Below are 19,307 nucleotides of genomic sequence, written 5' to 3' on the forward strand. Positions count from 1 at the left end.
CTAAAAGCCTGACCCTCTGCCGAGGACCAGGCTTTTGCCAAAAAATGAAACGAAGCTAGGGTCGAGCTATTTGCTGATCTGGATGCTTTTGCCAGTCAGGGAGCCGCTGGTGAAGCGCAGGAAGTAGTTACCGGCAGGCAGGTTGCTGACGTTAAGCTTATCGGTCGACAGGCCTTGCTTGAAAGCCACCTCCGAGTTCTGCACTACCGCGCCGCTCTGATTGAGAATGGCCACGCGCATGGTTTCGGTCTGAGCCTGATTCAGCTCGATGCTCAGCTCATTGGTCATAGGCGAGGGGTAGGCCGAAACGCTGCCCACCATGGCCGTGGACGAACCAACGCTCGTGCGGGCCTGAGTCGTGGTGGCCGTGCCGGTGGCTGCCTTCCAGACTTCCACGCCGGAGAGGTTGGCATGGCCGCCGGAGGTCGATACGTTCAATGTACCGTCCGTCACGTTGGTCGTGAACGGGCCTACTTTCTCCCACTTACCGGCCGAGCCGCTGTTGTAGCCCGAGCGGACTGTCTGGCCTTCTACCAGGATGTTGAAGGTCTCAGCGTTATTGTCTTCCCACACATAGAGGTACACCTGGTACGTGCCGTTGGGTACGCTGCTGATGTTAACCCCCGTCGTGTTGCCATAGACCGAGGAGCGAATCATGCTAGCGCGGGTGGCGTCGGTAGCCGGGTTGAGCGTCACGCCCTGGTTGGCGAAGGGTGTACCGATGATCTGCACGCCGCTGGCCCCGTTGCTGGCCTGCCAGGCGTTGCCGTCGAGCGTGATGGCCGGACCGTTGATGTTGATGGCCCGGTAGAAAGAGGCTGCGGTCGGAGTAGTTGCGGTGGTTACCGTAACGGTTGCGGAAGCCGAGCTAGCGGCAGCGCCAGCATTATCGGTAGCGCGGGCCGAGAGCGTCAGGGTGCCAACGGTAGCGGCCGTGTAGCTGAGCTGGTACGGAGCCGAGGTGTCTTCGCCGAGCTTGGTAGCGCCGTTGAAGAACTCCACCTTGGCGACCGAGCCATCAGCGTCGGCGGCTGTGGCCGTAAGGTTCAGCACCGTGCCTACAGGTACGCTCGACGTAGCGGGCGAAGTCAGGCTAACCGTGGGTGCTGCGTTGGTCGGAGCCGTTGCCGAGCCTGCCCAAATTTCTACGCCGGAGAGGTTGGCCGTGCCGCCCGAAGTCGACATGTTCAATGTACCGTCGGTTACGTTAGCCGTAAATGGGCCTACTTTCTCCCACTTACCGGTCGAGCCGCTGTTGTAGCCCGAGCGGACCGTCTGGCCTTCTACCAGCAGGTTGAACGTCTCGGCGTTATTGTCTTCCCACACATAGAAGTACACTTGGTAGGCTCCATTGGGCACCGTAATAGCGGCGCCGGTCGTGGTGCCGTACACCGAGGAGCGAATCATGCTAGCGCGGGTGGCGTCGGTAGCCGGGTTGAGCGTCACGCCCTGATTGGCGAAGGGCGTACCGATGATCTGCACGCCGCTGGCCCCGTTGCTGGCCTGCCAGGCGTTGCCGTCGAGCGTGATGGCCGGACCGTTGATGTTGATGGCCCGGTAGAAGGCGCCGGCCGTGGGCGGGGTGATGATGACCGTCGAGGAGGTAACCGTAACCGTAGCCGTGCCGGAGTTGGCAGTAGCGCCGGCGTTATCGGTAGCGCGGGCCGAGAGCGTCAGGGTGCCAACGGTAGCGGCCGTGTAGCTGAGCTGGTACGGAGCCGAGGTGTCTTCGCCGAGCTTGGTGGCGCCGTTGAAGAACTCCACCTTGGCGACCGAGCCATCAGCGTCGGCGGCTGTGGCCGTAAGGTTCAGCACCGTGCCTACAGGTACGCTCGACGTAGCGGGCGAAGTCAGGCTAACCGTGGGTGCTGCGTTGGTTGGAGTGCCGCTGCCTCCACCGTTGGTGTTGGTGCCGGTGCCGATGGTGATGCCGTTTGCTTTGAGTTTGTTGATCCAGCGGGTCCACTCGTCCTGCTCGGTCTGCAGGGTGATGGGGTTGGGCAGGTGCTGGGTGTTGGTGTGGATGGGAAAGCCGTAGTCGCCGTTGTCGTTGCGGTTGGGAAAGGGGTTGTTGGCTCCCCACTTGACCATGCCCATGGTGTTGTTGTCGACCAGGTGGTTGCCGAACAGGGCCTGCTGGTAGAAGTTGAAGACGGCGATGCCGCAGTAGGTGGCGTTGAGCTTGGTGCCGTTGGGCAGCAGCCCGCTGGTGACCATGCGGTTCTGGGTGTAGCGCACGTGGTGGCCGCCGGCGATGTTCATGGCCGAGTTGCACGTCGACACAAACTGATTCTGCGTGGCATCGAGGTAGCCCTGCTGGGAGCTGCCGTCGCCGTCGACGATCATGCCCGTACCGGTAAACTTGGTATCAGTGGCGGGGAAGGGGTAAGCACCCTGCACGTAGTTGTCGTGGATGCTCATGGGGCTGCTGGCTGTGCCGCCCGAGTTGTAGAAGTTGATGTTGTCTTCTACCAGCGAGTTGTTGGGCTCATTGATAACCTGGTTCCAGGCTACCTCTACATTGCTGAGGGCTTTCACCTGATTGAGACCCAAAAAATTACAGAACGTGCCACCGCCGTTGCGGTAGCGGCCATCCATATTCTTAGCCACGTTGCGCCGTACCTTCAGCGTCTGCGAGGCCGAGCCGTCGCCGCTCCACTGGTAGATGGCGATACCGGTCGTATGTTCAAAGTAATTGTTCTCGATAGTTACCGAGCGGGCCCCGTTTACTTCCAGGAAGCGGCCATGGCGCTCGTTGTCGAGGCTTTGCTGCAAGCCATAGCCGCGGTTGTTGCGCACGGTCAGGTTGTAGCCGCCGGCATTGGCCAGAATCAGGTCGCCGGCACCCGCCAGAATGCAGTTCTCAATGATTACTGGCTGGGTAGTTTGGATAAGGATGCAGGGTACCCGGGAATTGGTACTCTTGAAATTGCCCGTATAAGTACCACCCTGGGTGATAGTGAGGGGACCGGAGTACGTCACATTGGGCGCTTGGCCCTGAGCCCGGAGTGACACGGGGAAAAAAGATGAGACCAACAGCACGAGCGCCAACAGGGGCAGAAAGTGTGTACCAGAGGAGGCGTTCCGGTTAGAACGGAACTGGAGTCCAGAGGTGTTTTGCATTCTGTGTGTTTTTAGAAAAGTAAACCCTATAGAGGGATGTTGTGAAAAACCCGGCATATGAACAAATCGTTTCAGCTGCCGTACTTGTTTTTTTACAATTGGTCTGTGGCTGCTACACTGGCGGCTCTTTTGGCAACGGCAGTCGCTATGCAATTCGTGCCTGCTTTTGCTACGTTCTTTTTGGGGTTGACCACGCGTATCGCCGTTCCCAAAATAAAGTATTAAAAGCCTTTAATCACCAAGTTGAGTGCTTTAGTAGCTACTCAAGACCAACATCATCCAGCGGCACAAAACTGGCGTCCCGCTTTACAACTCTTTTTTGGGTGCAATTAGAATCGTAGTGTCTACGTCTAATTAGAGCACTTATGAAAAAGTTAATCAGTAGGTGACTTGTTAAAGTCCTAAAACTGATATCGAGGTTCAGTGCAAATGTATAAAATTGATTTGTTATGCAAGACGCATGACAAAATAATATGTATTGTATTAATTTTATAAAAGACTTTGTTTATCGTATGCCGTTTTGTGTATATAGGATGTTCGTCTACTGTAAAGGTGGGTTGGTCCTACTAAAGCCAAAAAAGCACCCATGATGGGTGCTTTAGTCAGCAACAAATAAAAAATTCTCCGGGGCGCCGGGGGCTTTACGGGTTTTACCGTTTGTCGGAGCGGGCAGTCGGGAGCGAAGGGGCGGCTGTGGGGCCTACCTGCACGCCATTGGCTTTGAGTTTGTTGATCCAGCGGGTCCACTCGTCCTGCTCGGTCTGCAGGGTGATGGGGTTGGGCAGGTGCTGGGTGTTGGTGTGGATGGGAAAGCCGTAGTCGCCGTTGTCGTTGCGGTTGGGAAAGGGGTTGTTGGCTCCCCACTTGACCATGCCCATGGTGTTGTTGTCGACCAGATGGTTGCCGAACAGGGCCTGCTGGTAGAAGTTGAAGACGGCGATGCCGCAGTAGGTGGCGTTGAGCTTGGTGCCGTTGGGCAGCAGCCCGCTGGTGACCATGCGGTTCTGGGTGTAGCGCACGTGGTGGCCGCCGGCGATGTTCATGGCCGAGTTGCACGTCGACACAAACTGATTCTGCGTGGCGTCCACGTAGGCGGTCATGGTCAGGGCCGAGGCGTTGTCGCCGTCGGTAATTATGCCGGTGCCGCTAAACTTGGCCGCGGTGGCTGGATACGGATAGGCGCCCTGCACGTAGTTATTATGCACCCGAATCGGGCTGCTGGCCGTGCCAGATGAGTTATACAGGTTGATGTTGTCCTCGACCAAAGATTGGTCGGGCTCGTTGATAACCTGGTTCCAGGCTATTTCCACGTTGGCCAGGCCATGCACCTGGTTTAAAGAAATGCACGACACGGTGGTGCTACCCCCGTCGCGGTAGCGCCCGTCTATATTCTTAGCCGAGTTGCGCAGGATTTTCAGGGTCTGGGAGGCCGAGCCGTCGCCGCTCCACTGGTACACGGCAATGCCGGTGGTCTGGGTAAAGGCATTGTTGAGTAAGCGCAGGTTGCGGGCCGAGTTGATTTCCAGAAACCGGCCCCGGCGCGTTTGGTCGCGGCTGGGACGCAGGCCCACGCCGGTGCAGTTTTCCACCGTCAGGTCGGCCCCGCCGGTAGTGGCCTCAATCAGATTGCCGGCCCCACTAAGCCGGCAGCCGCGCAGCGTGACGGGCTCGGTGGTGATAATGCGGATGCAGGGCACAGTAGAGTCGGTGCTGCGGTAGTCGCCAGTATACACGCCGCCCTTGCGAATAATGATGGCACCTGCCTGAGCCGGGGCCGTCAGCTGGGAGCCCGGCACTAGCAGACAAGTGCCGCTGCACAGCCAGGCCAGGCGCACGGATACATAGGACAGCATGGTGGAGGTAAGCATTATTGATCCAGAAAAACCTGAAAGTCGGCCAGCTGCACGGGCTGATTGGCCCGCGCCAGGTGCAGCAGCGGCACCTGACCGTAAAACGAAGCCCACATGGAGTAGGAGCTGGGTGGGCCCAGCACGTAGTTGCAGGCGGCCAGGGCGTAGAGGTCTTCCACAAAATGATTGGTAGCCAGATGCACCCGCAGGCCCGCAAAGTCGGCAAGGGTTAGCTCTTCATTCGAGCACAGCAGAAATGCTACCCGTTGCCCGGCCGGCAATTGTTCCTGCACAGCCCGCATGGCCCGGGCATAGGTGGCATTGTCGTAGAAATAAGCCCCGTTATTATACGTAGCATAGTCGCCGCGGCGAATGTGGACGCCCACCACTACGTCGGCCGACTCACGCAGGCCGGCCAGCAGCGCAGTTACGGCCCGGCGGTGGGGCTCTATGGGAGCAAAAAGCTGGCGCAATAGCGCGCCGTGGCGGGAGAAGTTGCGCTTATCCCGAAACTGCCAGCCGTGAGCCAGCACCAGGCCACCACGGGCCGCGGCCAGATAATCGGGTTGGTTGAGGTCGTAGTCCTGGTCGGGCAGGTCGGTGAGCAGGGCGGGGCGGCGGGGCAGCAGGCGGCTGGCCTGCCGCAGCAGCTCGAAGGCCCGCGGGTGCTGCACCAGGTCGAGCAAGCGGTCGAGGCGGGGCTGGCGGAAGGCATGCAGGCGCACCGGCAGGCCGCCAAAGTTGCCGGTGGCCGTGGCTTCAAAGAACGGGGCGTACCCGCCGAAGCTGGGGTTGGCCAGCTCGTAGCCGTACTCGGCCGCATTGGCCAGAAAGTGGGCAAACAGAAACAGCCGGTTGCCCAGCTGTCCGGTACGTTTGACGAGAATAACCACGGGGCGGAGAAAAAGAAGGGGAAAGATGAATTCAGCGGGGCGGCCCCTCAGCCGTGCAGGAAATAGCCGGTAAGGCGGCGGGCGTAGCCGTTAAGCAAAAACAGCGGTACGAGCGGCACAGGGCAGTTTTTGAGCGCGAAGTGCGTGAAGTTGCGCAGATTGCCGCCGCCCCGGATGCCGAACAGATGCTGGTAATAGCCCTGCAGGCTGCGGTGGCGGCGCGTCTGTTCCTGCCCGCTTTCCTCGGGGTAGGTCAGCAGGTGAGCGTCGTAGTTGACGAAGACCGGAAAGCCATGCCGGCGTGCTACACTGGTAAAGTCGAAGTCGGCCAGGTAGTGAGGCAGGCGCTTTTCGTCGAACAGGCCAATGGCTTCGAATACGGCCACCGGTATTAGCAGGCCGCGGCCGGGCAGGTAGGTAACCGGGTGCAGGCCGTGGCGCTGGTCGGCGGGCAGGGTCTGTAGCAGGTCGCGGCGGGAGTGGGTCAGCCAGTTGAAGACCTCCCCGCCGTAGACCGGCTCCTTGGTGTGGGCATCCAGCTCCAGCGGACCCAGCAGCGCCCGGGGCTGCCGGCGCGACCAGAGCAGCATGCGTTCCACAAAATCGGGGGCGGCCACCACGTCATTGTTGAGAGTCAGGATTCGGTCGGCACCCTGCGTCAGGGCCCGCCGGATGCCAGCATTCACGCCTGCCGTCCAGAATAGCTGGCCCGTGCCGTCCACGACTTCCACTTCCGGAAACTCGTGGCGCAGCCGCTCCCCGGTGCCGTCCGTCGAGCCATCATCGACCACAATAACGCAGAAGCTGGACTGGGTTTGCTGGCGCAAGGAAAGCAGGCAGGCCTGGGTAAAGGACCAGCGGTTGAAAACGGGAATTACGATGAACAGCATAGTAAAAGGAGTAGAAGGGCGACCGGGCGAGGTCAGGAATAGGTGAGAGGAGCCGCCGGGGCAGTGTGCGTGGCAGCTTCTTCGGGCTCAGGAGCGTAGGGCGGGTCCAGGGGCACGGTGCCCTGCTCCCGAAACCACCGGGGCACACGTTGCAGCAGGCGGCGGGTTTTGGCTGCTACCCGGCCGCTCAGGAATTCGCGGAAGTACTGCTGGTCGCGGCGCAGGTCGCGCAGCACCGCGGGCGGGTGCCGGAGCGGAAAGGCAAACTGCTCGGCCGCGGGGCGGGCAAACTGCTCGTCGGCGGCTGTGGTGTGGGTGGCGTCCTGCCCGAAGCCAATGTTGCAAACCAGGTTTACCGCCGGCAGAATAGTCAGGCCCGAGTTGGCGGCTACCGCAAAATGCCACTGGTAGTCCCAGATGCTGGGCGCCTGCCGGGCCTTATAAATGGCCTGAAAGCGCGGCAGCCAGTACTGGCGCTCCAGCAGGCTGGGGTAGAGGCTGCCGAGCAGGCGGCGGCGGCGCAGTTCGGGCAGCAGCTGCAGCTTAAAATCGAAGTGCTGCCAGGCCCGGCGCCACGAGGCCCAGCCCCAGCTTTGCACCTGCCCCGAGAAGTAGTAAGAGTCGGCGGCAGGATCCTGGGGGCGCAGGGCTTCGCGGGAAAAGTTACAGCCGCCAATGTGCATTACGCGGGCGTCGAGGCGGTAGCGGACCAGCAGCTCCTGGCAAAATTGGAAAAAATGCGGGCTGGGCAGGCAGTCATCTTCCAGAATGATACCCTCGGGCTCGCGCTCAAAAAACCAGTCGATGGCCTCAGCCGGGTTGAGGCCGCAGCCCAGGTTAGTTTCCCGAAACCGGGTATATACCTCGCAGGGCCAGTCGATGTGGTCGGTAACCAGGGCCCGCACCTGGGCGCACAGCGCGGCTTCCGCCGGGCGGCCGGGGCGCGGACCATCGGCGGCCACGTAGAGCCGGGCCGGGCGCGCCGCCCGAATAGCCAGCAGTACCTGCCGGGTCGACTCGGGCCGGTTGAAAATAATGAACAGCACCGGCGTAGACAGGCCGGAAGCACTATCAGAGGGAGACATGGGCGGGAGCGGTTGGCAACGTGGCGGGCGAAAATTGGGGAAGAATGGCCGCCTCCGGGTGGGAAAGAAGAACGGGAAGCTGTGCCGTTTCAGGCACCGTAGCGGATGGAGCCGGCTCCAGAACGGCCAGCTCGGCGGCGGCAAAGGCCAGGCCCAGCAGGCCGAAAAAGTACAGAGGCCAGTCGTAGGACACGCCGTAGAGCAAGCCACTGCCGGCGTAGGCCACCAAAGCAATGGTTTCCAGGGGCAGCGGCCGGGGCGGCGACAAACTCCGCACGACCAGCAGCAGCACCGGCATAATGGCCAGCAATACGCCGATCAGGCCGAAGTAAAACATCCGGTCGACGTAGAAGCTGTGGAAGTGGTGGCCCGTGTAGTCGGGCCACACCGGCTCCCCGGATTCCTGGTGGAAAAACTGCATGGGCAGCTCAAAGCCCTTCAGGCGCATGCCGGCCACGGGGTATTCCCACAGGAACGGCTCGTAGGCCTGAAACTGCTGCAGGCGCCAGCTGCCCGTGCCCTGACTGTCGCTGTTGGAGATATCCTCGATGTTGCTGTTGAGCTTCTTGAGCACGTCGGGGTTGTTCAGCACCACCGTCAGGCCCCCGAGCAGGCCAAAAAACAGCGGTATGAGCACCACCGGCAGGAAGCGCAGCAGGCTCAGGCGGGTGGTGCTGGCCCGGGCCACCAGGATCAGGTTGAGAAACAGGGCCAAGCCGGTGCTCAACCACACGGTTCGGTGTTGCAAAAAAATGATGATGCCCAAGTCAACGAAGAAGTAAAACAGAAAGAACAGCGACTTTCCGACCAAATAGCGGTTCAGAAAGTACACGGCCGGCAGTACCAGCAGAAAGGCGGAGGTGGTATTCACGCCCCGTTCGTGGCTCAGAAAGCCGGCAATGGTGAAGGTTTCGGGGTGAAAAACCAGGATGTTGAGGGCTACCAGTACGGGCAAGGTCATCAGGATAAACCCCAGGGGCGGAATGCCGTGGCGGCGGTAGTAGGCATACACGCCAAACAAGACCAGATACGGGGTGAGCTTGCTGAACACGTGCGGATACACCACCCAGGTGCCCCAGCCCGCGTACGACTCCAGGGCCAGGGCTGCCAGGCTCACAAGTACCAGCAGCAGCCAACGCCCCATGCCGGTCGAAAACCAGCGCCAGGAGCGCACAATCAGCCACGTTGCCAGTCCCAGCAGGGCGTAGTTGTACACCCGGAGCATGGGGTCGTCCTCGGCTTCCCACACGAAGCTGGAAAGCGCCGCATCGGTAAACAGGACGACCAGCAGAACAAGCAGGTAGCGGAAGCGCAGGCTAAGTTTCATGGGAGCAGCGGCAAGGCAGAAAGTCAGATCAGGACGGGTTGCGGCACTTCCCGGGCGGCGCGGTACACCTCGTGGGTAAGGGCGGCGGTCCGTCTCCAGGTAAAGTCGCGCAGGCGCAGGGAGCCCAGCTGGGTCAGCTGCCGCCGTAGGTGCGGTTCGTGGAGCAAGAGCAGTAGCAGCTGGGCCAGGTCGGCGGGCTGCTGCGGGTCGAAGTAGAGGGCCGCGTCCTGGGCCGTTTCCGGAAAGCAGGAGGCGTTACTGAGCACCACGGGGCAATGCTGGGCAAAGGCTTCCAAAATCGGAAAGCCGAAGCCTTCGTAGCGCGAGGGAAACACAAAGGCCGCCGCGCCGCGGTACAGACTGGCCAGCTCGGCTTCCGACACCATTCCGGTAAACTGCACATTTGCCGTCAGGTCCAGCACCTGCAGGCGGTCCTGCTCGGCCTCCGTGGCCTTGCCGCCACCAGCGCACACCAGCCGCAGGCTGCGCTGGCCGGGCTGGCGCACCAGTTGGGCCAGGGCCTGAAGCAAACAGTCGAAGTTCTTGTAGCCCTGGCGGGTGCCCACGTACAGCAGGTAGCCCTCGGGCAGGGTAGGTTGCCCGGCCACCACCGGCGTGTAGCCGTGCGGCACCACCGTTACCCGGTCAGGACTCACGGGCAGCAGGCGCAGAATGTCGGCGCGGGTGTGCTCCGAAACGGCAATAATCTGGTTGGCCCGCTGCGCAATCCGGCTCATCAGGGGTAAGTCAGTCAGCGGGTACTGCTCCCCGAACAGCACCGGTATCATGTCGTGAATGGTGATAACCAGGGGCTTGTCCTGCAGTTCGGGCAGAAAGTAAGGGTCATCAGTCAGCGTGGGATGAAACACATCGAACTTGCCCTGGCGCAGGGCCCGGCGGGACGCGGAGCGGTTCAGGTTCAGCATCAGCGAGAATCGGCCCCGAAAGCTCAGGTTCGGAAAAAAGCTCGAATGCCGGGAATGCTGCCGGTCTTTCAGGTACACATTGTTGGAAAGCACAACGGGCACGTGGGAGTGAATGTCGGGGGCCGCGTGGTCGAGCAGGGCCCGGAAATAGCGCGAGACGCCGCCGACATTCTGCACGGTGAAGGCCTGGTGGTCGTAGAGAATGTTCATGCAAGGGAGGATGCAGTGTGTGTGGACGACAGGACAGAAGCGGGCTCAGCCTGGTGGGAAGGAGAGAGGGCGCGGAAATGAGCCAGGGTTTCCTGGTAAAAGCCGACCGTCTGCGCGGCCATGTGCGGCAGGGTAAAGCAGGCGGTAGCGTGGGCGTATTGACGAGCGTGCAGCACAAGGCGGGCCGCCTCATCGGCGAGCAGCAGGTGGAGGCGCCGGGCCAGCAGGGCCGGCTCGGTAGTAGGAGCAAACAGGGCTTCGGGCGTGGCTCCCAGCACTTCGGGAATGCCGCCGGTAGCGGGCGCCAGCACTGGCACCCCGGCCAGCACGGCTTCTACCAGCGCCAGGCCCAACGATTCGAGCCGGGCCGTGTGCACGTACACGGTAGCCTGCCGTAGCAAAGGAGCCACATCCGTTCGGTAGCCCAGCAGCAGCACGTGGTCGGTCAGGTCGTAGTCGGCAATGAGCTGGCGCAGGGTGGCTTCCTCGGGGCCTTTACCCACCAGTGCCACCACAAAATCGGAGCGGAGGTGGCGCAGTTCCCGGGCTATTTCCACGAGGTAGCGCTGGTTTTTGTTAGCATCCAGAAATCCCACGTTGAGAATAACCGGCCGGCCCGCAACTTCGGGAATGACTAGCGCGGACCCGGCAGAGTCGGTACTTGCCGGCAATGGGCTGCCGCCATGAATGCGCCGGGTTACACAATCGTCGGGCAGGAAGGGGCGGAAGCAGCCCAGCAGATAATCGGAAACGCCGATAAAGTACTGGGTTTGGGGCAGAAGCCAGGCGTACAAGCGGCGGATAAATCCGGCCGACAACCCGGAGAGCTGGTTGCGGCGAATGATTTCCTCGGCCGGATGCTCACTGGCATGCCCAGTCACGACCACCGGTATCCGGTCGTGCAGCGCCCGGCGCACGGCGGCTCCGCTGCCTACATCGTGGGCGTTGGCCAGGTCGTAATCGGCCTGCCGGGGTATGGCGGTGTAGAGCATGGCAAAATACCACAGGTCCAGGGCTACCTCGGGGCCGGCCACCAGGGCTACCAGCCGCTGCAGGCCGCTGAGCACGCGTCGGCGGGACCCCTGCAGGGTATTGGGCGTAATCAGGTCTACCGTGTGGCCCAGCCGGCGCAGCTCGGTGGCCAAGTTCAGATAATGCACCCGCACGCCGCACGGTGCGGTTTCGCCCCAGTAAGACACAAACAGGATCTTCATGGCAGCACCGGGTTAGCAGTTGAATAGGCGGTTGTCGGGGCGTACCGGGTTGGGTTCAAAAAGCGCACGTAGCGGGCCAGCAACCGGCCCAGCACGCCGGAATGGCTTTGGGGCTCTAGGCGGTCGAGGAAGGCGCTCAGCTCGCGGCGCAGGCCGGGCAGTGGCACCAGCAGAATCAGCGTGCCCAGCACCAGTCCGCCCACCAGCATCAGAACAAGCAGCGACACGACCGGCGGCAGCTGCCAGGAATTCAGGACCAACTGTACGCCGGCCAGCACAGAAGCAATGACGGCCGCGTTGAACAGGCCCGGGACGTAGATACTCAGTAGTTGCCCGTATCTGATGGCTAAATCGTTATGCAGCAGGCGCATAAACAGGCCGGCATACAGCAAAGCGCCCAGATTCAGCGCCAGGGCGTAGCCCATCAGGCCCCAGCCATGGAGCAGCCAGAACAGCCCGGGCAGAATCAGCAGGTATTGCAGAATGATGATGGTTTTCTCGCGCAGCCGGGCTCGGGCGTCGCTCACGATGCCGCCAAACATGGTCAGCAACATCAGGCTTGAGGTAAAGCTCATCACCCGCAGCAGGGGAATAGAGTCGCCCCACTTTGGGCCCAGCAGGCTGTATACCAATTCGGGGGCAGCTACCATCATGCCGGCGGCCGTGGGCAGGATAAATGCGGCCACCAGCGTCACGCTCGATAAATACACCTTGCGCAGACGGTCCGCATCGGCCTGTACCTGGCTGAAGGCCGGGAAAATGACCTTCGACACGCTGGTCGTGAGCATGTACATCGGCAAGGACACCAGCATCCAGGCGCGGTTGTAGACGCCCAGCAGGGCCGTGCCCAGCACCCGCCCGATGATGAGCGTATCCAGGGAGCTGCCAATAAATTCCAGGAAGCTGATCAGGGAAATACGGCTGCCGTAGCTCCACAGCGGCTGGTAATGCGCCCAGCTCAGCAGCGGCACCACCGAGTGGCGCGTCACGAGGTAGGCCAGCAGGCCCACCAGCAGCCCCTGGGCCACGCTGGCCGCCACCAGACTCCACACCCCGTAGCCGCTCAGGGCCATGCTCACGCCCACGCCGCCGTACGACACGATGTAGGAGCTGACTTCGACCAAGGCCAGGGTCCGAAACTGCATCGTGCGCCGCAGCAAGCTCAGGGCCGTGGCCGACAAGCCCGTCAGCAGCAGGCTCAGGGCCAGGGCCTGGGCCACGGGCACCACTTCGGGCTCGTGGAAAATATAGACCGACAGCGGGGCCAGCAAGATCAGCAGGCCGCCGAAGACTATGCCCAGCAGCACCGAGGCCGTGAAGGCCGCCCGGACGTCTTCCCGGGTCAGCTCCTGCTTCTGAATAATGGCCTGCTCCATGCCCATCTGAGCAAAATAGCCGCCGAAGCGCAGCACCACGTTGGCCAGGGCCACCACCCCAAACGCGGCGGGTGTGAGCAGGCGGGCCATAATGGCGGTGTAGCCCACCTGCATGATGGCCGTGAGAATAGTGGCCGCCGTGCTCCATTTCACGCCCTGCACCGTGGTCATGGTGAGGCTGGGACGCGGCTGATCGACAGTCGAGGTAGACATTGGATACCAGGAAAGAAGGGGAGAAGCGCCGTCGGGGCTACGACTGGCTGTAGGCGTAGGCGTTTTTCTTGTAGCGGTATTCGTAGGTCTTGGTGAAGTGCATGTCGTTGATAATCATGTACAGCTGCTTCACTTTCTTCTCGTCGTAGAGCTCGTTGATCTGGCTGACCAGGCCCCGGTCGGTGTAGTTCTGGCGCACCACGTAGATGTTGGCGTCGAGGTGGCGCACCAGCACGAAGAACTCAGCCACGTAGCCCACCGGCGGGGTATCGAGCAGCACGTAATCGTATTGTTTGCGCAGCTCCAATAGCAGCTGATCCATGCGGGCACTTTCCAGCAGCTCGGTGGGGTTGGGCGGCAGCGGGCCGCAGCAAATCACGTCCAGGTTGGGCACTTCGGTGGGCATACGGCAGTCATCGAGGGTGCTCAAACCCATCAGGTAGCTCGACAGGCCGTGCTCGGGGTTGGGGCCCAGGCCAAAGTAGCTGGCCACGGTGGGGCGGCGCAGGTCGCACTCCAGCAGCAGCACTTTGCGCCCACTGTGGGCCATTTCGGCCGCCAGGTTGACCGTGCAGAAGGTTTTGCCCTCGCCCGGCACCGACGACGTGACGCCAATGAGCTTTTTATCCAGGCCGGCCGAGAGGTACTGCAGATTCACCCGAATCGAGCGAAACGACTCGGCAATGGGGCCTTTCACCTCGGTCAGCATGTTTTGCTTGTCGGTGCTGGAGCCGTGGGTCACCACGCCCAGCAGCGGAATGTTGGTGATGCGCGACAAGTCCTCTTTGCTCTGGATCCGGCGGTTCGACTTGTCCAGCAGCAGCACGATGCCCATGGGAATGAGCAGGCCGGCCACCAGGCTGATCAGGCCGACCAAGGCCGGCTTGGGCGCCGAAGGCCCGCCGCCCACCAGCTCGGTGTTGTCGATAACCTTCTTGTCGGTGGCGTTGGTAGCCAGGGCAATGGCGGCCTCCGAGCGTTTCTCCACCAGAAAGTTGTATTTCTTGTCGTTGAAGTCACTCTCGCCCTTGAGGCGGGCCAGCTGCCGCTCATTTTCGGGCATGGCGCTGATGGCCCCGCGCACCCGGCCTAACTGGTCGTTCAGGTCGCGCAGGGCAATGTCGGTGGCGCGGTTCATGTTCACCAGGGTCTGAATCAGAGACTGTTTGGCGGTCCGAATCCGCTCGTCGAGCACCGTTACCAGCGGGTTGTTGGTGCTGGCATTCACGCCCAGGGCGGCCCGCTGGCTGTTCAAGTCGGTGAGCTGCAGAATCAGGTTGTTGACCACCGGGTCGTCGATGCCTACGCTGCTGGGCGTGGCCATCTGGCTGGCGTCCTGGTTGGCGCGCAAGTAGCTGAGCATGTTGGCGTAATACTTCCGGTTGGTAGCCACCTTGGCCTGCATGGCTTCCAGCTCGCTCAGCTGCCGGATTCCTTCCCCGGATTGGGCTCCCACATCCACCACGCCCCGTGAGGAGCGAAACGAACTGAGCGCGGCCGCCGAGCGGCGCAACGAGTCCGAAAGCTTGCCAATTTCACCATCGAGAAAGGCCACGGTTTTGGCGCCGGTCAGGTTCTTTTCGCGCAGGTCGTCTTCCACGAATATGGCCATCAGCGTGTCCAGAAACTGCACCTGCTTGGCCGGCACCGAGCCCTTGGTTGTGAGTTCCACAATGCGCGACTCGTGGTCGATGGGCTTCACTGCAAGCCGGCCCTGATAGTCGGCGGTAGTGCCGGCTAGGGTGTTGAGCGTAAAGAAGTAGCGTTCCTGAACTTCTCCCGCGGGAAAGCCCGGCTCGGGGCTGATGACGACCGTGAGCAGCGGGTGGCGTAGCGTGTCGCCGGCAGCCACGGTCTGGTCTAGGCTTACGTCCAGCACCTCGCGCACCAGTTCACTGGTGGGCAAACTGTAGAGCATGCCTTTCGGGGCCCGGGCGTGTACCCGAAACCGGCCTTGCCCGGCCGGCTCCACATAAATCCGCACCCCGGAAAGCTGGGGCGCCTGCAAATCGGGTGTTACCCGGAACGGCACCGAACCGGCCGGCCGCTCCCGCACCTGATAGTCGCGCAGGCCGTTGAGCCAGGTGTCCGGAGCGGCGTAGTACGACACGGCGTAGGGCAGGCGGGCCACGGCGCGCTGCACCACATCCACGGACTTAAGCAGCCCGATTTCGTCCTCCATCTTCACGCCCTTGTTCTGTACTTCCAGAATCTGGAGCAGTTCCTGGGCCCGTTTCGAGCCCGAGCTCTGGTTGCCCAGCAGCATGGTAGCCCGGAAATCGTACACCGGCGCCTTCAGCTGCAGATACACGTAACCGATAAAGCCAGCCAGCAGCAGAGAGGCTACAAACAGCGGCCACCGGTTGCGCAGCTTGAAAAACAGGGCGTGGAGGTCTATTTCCTCGGTTGTGGTAGGGCGTGTATCCATACGTGTGTGGGGTAAGAAGTCAGAAGGTCGGGAAGGGGATAGTGGGGTAGGTTAAAACACCTTTAAGTAGCTCAGAATCAAGACCAGGGAAGAAACACCGGCAAAGACCAGCCCCAGGTTGTTGGCGTTGCCACGGGTAGTGCGGGCCGCCAGCGGCTCCACGTACAGCGCGTCGTTGGGCAGCAGGTAGTAGTACTTCGACTTCAGCAAGTTCGGGTCGGTCAGATCCAGCAGCACTACTTCCGAGCCGTTGTCGGTTTGCCGGATCAGCTTCACGTTCTGACGGTTACCAAATTCGGTCAGGTCGCCGGCCAGGCCCAGGCCTTCCAGCAGCGTGGCCTGGGTGTTATAGATGAAGTAGCGGCCCGGCGCGCGCACCTCGCCCAGCACCGTCACCTTGAAGCTGAGCAGCTTGACCAGCACGTTGGCGTCGCGCACATACTTGCCCACCTCTTTTTGCACCAGAGCCTGGGCCCCGTCGATGGTGAGGCCTTCGACTTTGAGCTTGCCCACCGTGGGCAGGTTGATGCTGCCGGTTTCATCCACGGAGTAGCCGGCCAGAAACAGGTTGCTGGGGTCGCCGGAAAACACGGCCCGGCTGTCGGTGATATTAAAAATCTCGTTCAGGGCTGGCTGCACGCTCTGCACCCGAATGCTGAGCACGTCGCTGGGCTGAATGCGGTAAGCGCGTCGCTCGTTGGGCGCGCTCACCGGGTTTTGGGTGGAGTATTCCTTGCTTTGCAGGTAGGGCAGCTTCTGCTGCGCCACGCACCCGCTCAGCCACCACACGGCAGCACACAACACGACACGAACCAGGGTATTCAGGGTAGAAGGGCGCATACGCAACAAGGGCTAAGAAGGCAAAAGCAGCAGTTTCCGCAGGGCAGCCGTTCCGAGAAAAGAATAGCTAAAAGGAAACCATACCAAGTATTTCCGAGGAAACTACTTATAGAATATTTCCTTAAACATATTGGATAGATTTGATAAAGTCAAGGAGGATTAAAATAATTCTCATAATTAATTGTATTGCATTAGGATGCAATAACTCACTGTCGACCTTAGCCTCGCCGGGGTCCGGGTCGAACAACTTACCTTGCTCATCTGTAGTAGCTGAAACAAACGCGCATGAAAATTCTGCTGGTCGAAGACGAGCCCAAAGTGGCTTCGTTCCTCCATAAAGGGCTTACCGAGCAAACCCACGCCGTGGATATTGCCACCGACGGCGTCACGGGGCTGCGCCTGGCCCTGAGCAATCCCTATGATCTGCTGATTCTGGACAACCTGCTGCCCGGCCTCAGTGGCCTAGAAGTCTGCCGCCAGGTGCGCACCCAGAATTCGTCGGTGCCCATCCTGATGCTGACGGCCCTGGGCGAAACCGACGACAAAATCCGGGGCCTCGACGCCGGGGCCGATGATTATCTGGTCAAGCCCTTTGCCTTTCAGGAGCTGCTGGCCCGCATCCGGGCCCTGGTGCGCCGCCGCCACGAAGGCCCTACCAGCGAGGCCCTGCTCCGCCTAGCCGACCTCACCCTGGACCCCTCGCGCAAGCTGGTGCAGCGCGCCGGCCAGCCCATTCAGCTCACCGCCCGCGAGTTTGCCCTGCTCGAATACCTGCTGCGCAACCAGGGCCGGGTCGTGTCGCGGGTGGACATTCTGGAGCAGGTCTGGGAAACCAGCTTCGATACCGGTTCCAACGTCATCGACGTGTACATCAACTTCCTGCGCAAAAAAGTAGACAAGGACTTCACCCCCAAGCTGATTCATACCCTGGTGGGCATGGGCTACGTGCTGCGCGAGGAGTAAAAATAGCTGCTTGAAGAGGTGCTACCGAAGCAACCCGGGTGCTTACTTCAGAAGAAGCAGAACCCCGTATCAACAACGTCATGCCGACCGCAGGGAGACATGATGGTTTATTCGAAGCAGGCTAGTCAAGGCGTTCTTTTCCTGACGGGCAGCGCGTAACTTGCGGGTAGAAAAGTAGCAAGAGTAGCGTGCAGGCGGCAGAAACCCGGAAAATCATTCACCTCGACATGGATGCCTTCTATGCCTCGGTGGAGCAGCGCGACAATCCCGAGCTGCGCGGGCAGCCCGTGGCCGTGGGCGGCTCCCGGCAGCGCGGGGTAGTGGCCGCAGCCAGTTACGAAGCCCGGCAGTTTGGGGTGCGCTCGGCCATGGCCTCCGTGACGGCCCAGCGCAAGTGCCCCAGCCTGATTTTCGTTAAGCCTCGCTTTGAGGTGTATAAGGCCGTGTCGCGCCAGATTCGGGAGATTTTCGCCGACTACACGCCCCTGATTGAGCCCCTATCCTTGGATGAGGCCTACCTCGACGTGACCCACAACCTGAAAAGCATGCCCTCGGCCACCCGCATTGCCGAGGAAATCCGGGCCCGGATTCAGGCCGAAACCGGGCTGACGGCTTCGGCAGGCATTTCCTACAATAAGTTTCTGGCCAAGCTGGCCTCCGATTACCGCAAGCCCAACGGACAGTTCGTGATTAAGCCCGAACAGGGCCTGGCCTTCGTCGAAACTCTGGAGGTAGGGCAGTTTCACGGCATCGGGCACGTCACGGCCGCCAAGATGAACCAGCTCGGCATCTTCACCGGTCTGGATTTACGGCAGCAGTCGGAGCTCTTTCTACAGCAGCACTTCGGCAAGGCCGGGCGCTACTACTACGCCATTGCCCGGGCCCAGGACCACCGCCCGGTGGAGGCCGACCGGCTGCGCAAGTCCATCGGCTCGGAAAACACCTTTGAGCGCGACCTGACCACCTACGAGGAACTGGTAGCCGGTCTGCAGCCCGAGCTCGAATCGGTGTGGGAGTACTGCCAGCGCACCGACGTGTGGGGCCGCACCGTGACGGTGAAAGTGAAGTACGACGACTTCCAGCAAATCACGCGCAGCCGCACCACGCTGCTACCCGTGAGCAGCAAAGAGCTGCTGGAACAGGTGTGCCGGGAGCTGCTCACCCCGCTCTTGCCCCTGACTAAGGGTGTGCGGCTGCTGGGCGTATCCGTATCGAACCTGAACACGGTGGAAGCCGCGGCCGGCCAGCAGCTGACGCTTATCTTTTAGCTTATTTCTTAAACAAGGAGCTGCGCGGCTTCGACTTTTTCTTGCGGCGCTTGCCCGTTGTAGTAGCGGCTCGCTTTTGCTTGAGCTTGCGGCGCAACGGAGCCAGGCGTTGTCGTTCGAGCTTGCGCTCGGCTCGGTGGAGCAGGCGCTCGGGCATACGCAGAATCAGCCGCTCCCGCACGTGCTGGGCCAGGTGGGAGAGGGGCACGACCCGGGTGGTGCGCAGCAACTGGTGCACCTGGGCCTTGCGCATCTGACTGACGCCCGTCAGCCCGCGGGCCAGCAAAAACTGCTTTACCTCTTCCAGCAGCAGCAAGGCCGCCAGCGGGGCCGGCTCCACGGTAGCGTTGTAGAGGGCCGGCCGGTGCAGGCGCAGTGCCGTCTCGGAAGCTACCAGCACGCCCACCCACTCGGGCAGCAGAGGCAGCAGCTTGCTCACGTGCTTTTCGGTGACGACAAACGTGACAAAGTCGTAGACCTCGGCGTAGCAGCGCAGCTGGTTCTCGACCCGCTGCAATGTGTCGCCGTCGCCTTTTACCTCGTAGCCGTGCATAAACTGGGGCGTGATGTGCACCACGTCGGCGCGGGTAGTGCCGGTGGGCAGTTCATCCACGTAAATGCCCTCGGTGAGCAACGGGTAGAGCAGGGCGCGGATTTCCGGGTCGTTCATGGCAGCGGCAGGGCAGGGGCGGAGCTACTTC

The 19,307-nt window shown here is 61.4% G+C and carries 14 protein-coding genes; 2 read left to right on the top strand and 12 right to left on the bottom strand.

Features of this window, described 5'->3' with window-relative positions; all coding sequences use genetic code 11:
* Positions 1 to 66 precede the first annotated feature (66 nt).
* The 11 genes from MUN80_RS13645 to MUN80_RS13695 form a co-directional block, all read right to left on the bottom strand.
* Positions 67 to 3,015 carry an Ig-like domain-containing protein gene (locus MUN80_RS13645; RefSeq protein WP_244713698.1) on the bottom strand — a complete coding sequence of 983 codons (2,949 nt, stop codon included), beginning with the start codon at positions 3,013 to 3,015 and terminating at the stop codon, positions 67 to 69.
* Between the two features lie 758 nt (positions 3,016 to 3,773).
* Positions 3,774 to 4,991 (bottom strand): hypothetical protein, encoded by a 1,218-nt coding sequence (locus MUN80_RS13650; RefSeq protein ID WP_244713701.1) that lies wholly within the window; start codon positions 4,989 to 4,991, stop codon positions 3,774 to 3,776.
* The gene (locus tag MUN80_RS13655; protein WP_244713704.1) at positions 4,991 to 5,866 is read right to left on the bottom strand and encodes an O-fucosyltransferase family protein; all 876 of its coding nucleotides are present in this window, start codon (positions 5,864 to 5,866) and stop codon (positions 4,991 to 4,993) included. Before MUN80_RS13655 ends, MUN80_RS13650 begins: the two co-directional genes overlap by 1 nt.
* 47 nt (positions 5,867 to 5,913) lie before the next feature.
* Positions 5,914 to 6,756, bottom strand: a complete 843-nt coding sequence (locus MUN80_RS13660; protein WP_244713707.1) for a glycosyltransferase family 2 protein — start codon at positions 6,754 to 6,756, stop codon at positions 5,914 to 5,916.
* Between the two features lie 32 nt (positions 6,757 to 6,788).
* A complete protein-coding gene (locus MUN80_RS13665) occupies positions 6,789 to 7,841 on the bottom strand; it encodes a nucleotide-diphospho-sugar transferase (RefSeq protein ID WP_244713709.1) in 1,053 nt (350 codons plus the stop codon).
* On the bottom strand, positions 7,828 to 9,168 hold the full coding sequence (locus MUN80_RS13670) for an O-antigen ligase family protein (protein ID WP_244713712.1): 1,341 nt from the start codon (positions 9,166 to 9,168) through the stop codon (positions 7,828 to 7,830). The genes MUN80_RS13665 and MUN80_RS13670 overlap by 14 nt, the downstream gene beginning before the upstream one ends.
* A gap of 23 nt (positions 9,169 to 9,191) precedes the next feature.
* A complete protein-coding gene (locus MUN80_RS13675; protein WP_244713715.1) occupies positions 9,192 to 10,304 on the bottom strand; it encodes a glycosyltransferase family 4 protein in 1,113 nt (370 codons plus the stop codon).
* Entirely contained in the window at positions 10,301 to 11,518 is a 1,218-nt protein-coding gene (locus MUN80_RS13680; RefSeq protein WP_244713718.1) for a glycosyltransferase family 4 protein, read from the bottom strand. Before MUN80_RS13680 ends, MUN80_RS13675 begins: the two co-directional genes overlap by 4 nt.
* A complete protein-coding gene (locus MUN80_RS13685; RefSeq protein WP_244713721.1) occupies positions 11,515 to 13,107 on the bottom strand; it encodes a lipopolysaccharide biosynthesis protein in 1,593 nt (530 codons plus the stop codon). Before MUN80_RS13685 ends, MUN80_RS13680 begins: the two co-directional genes overlap by 4 nt.
* 37 nt (positions 13,108 to 13,144) lie before the next feature.
* Entirely contained in the window at positions 13,145 to 15,535 is a 2,391-nt protein-coding gene (locus MUN80_RS13690; protein ID WP_244713724.1) for a GumC family protein, read from the bottom strand.
* Positions 15,536 to 15,586: 51 nt separating this feature from the next.
* Positions 15,587 to 16,375, bottom strand: coding sequence for a polysaccharide biosynthesis/export family protein (locus tag MUN80_RS13695; RefSeq protein WP_244713726.1), 789 nt, complete (start codon positions 16,373 to 16,375; stop codon positions 15,587 to 15,589).
* Between the two features lie 285 nt (positions 16,376 to 16,660).
* Here MUN80_RS13695 and MUN80_RS13700 point away from each other — a divergent pair, with 285 nt between their 5' ends.
* Positions 16,661 to 17,338 carry a response regulator gene (locus tag MUN80_RS13700; protein ID WP_244673465.1) on the top strand — a complete coding sequence of 226 codons (678 nt, stop codon included), beginning with the start codon at positions 16,661 to 16,663 and terminating at the stop codon, positions 17,336 to 17,338.
* A 188-nt stretch (positions 17,339 to 17,526) separates the two neighbouring features.
* The gene (dinB, locus tag MUN80_RS13705; RefSeq protein ID WP_262922002.1) at positions 17,527 to 18,606 is read left to right on the top strand and encodes a DNA polymerase IV; all 1,080 of its coding nucleotides are present in this window, start codon (positions 17,527 to 17,529) and stop codon (positions 18,604 to 18,606) included.
* 1 nt (position 18,607) lies between these two features.
* Here dinB and MUN80_RS13710 read toward each other — a convergent pair whose 3' ends face one another.
* On the bottom strand, positions 18,608 to 19,276 hold the full coding sequence (locus MUN80_RS13710) for a sce7726 family protein (protein WP_244713730.1): 669 nt from the start codon (positions 19,274 to 19,276) through the stop codon (positions 18,608 to 18,610).
* Positions 19,277 to 19,307 lie beyond the last annotated feature (31 nt).

Origin of the sequence: Hymenobacter cellulosivorans (assembly GCF_022919135.1) — a bacterium.
GTDB lineage: Bacteria > Bacteroidota > Bacteroidia > Cytophagales > Hymenobacteraceae > Hymenobacter > Hymenobacter cellulosivorans.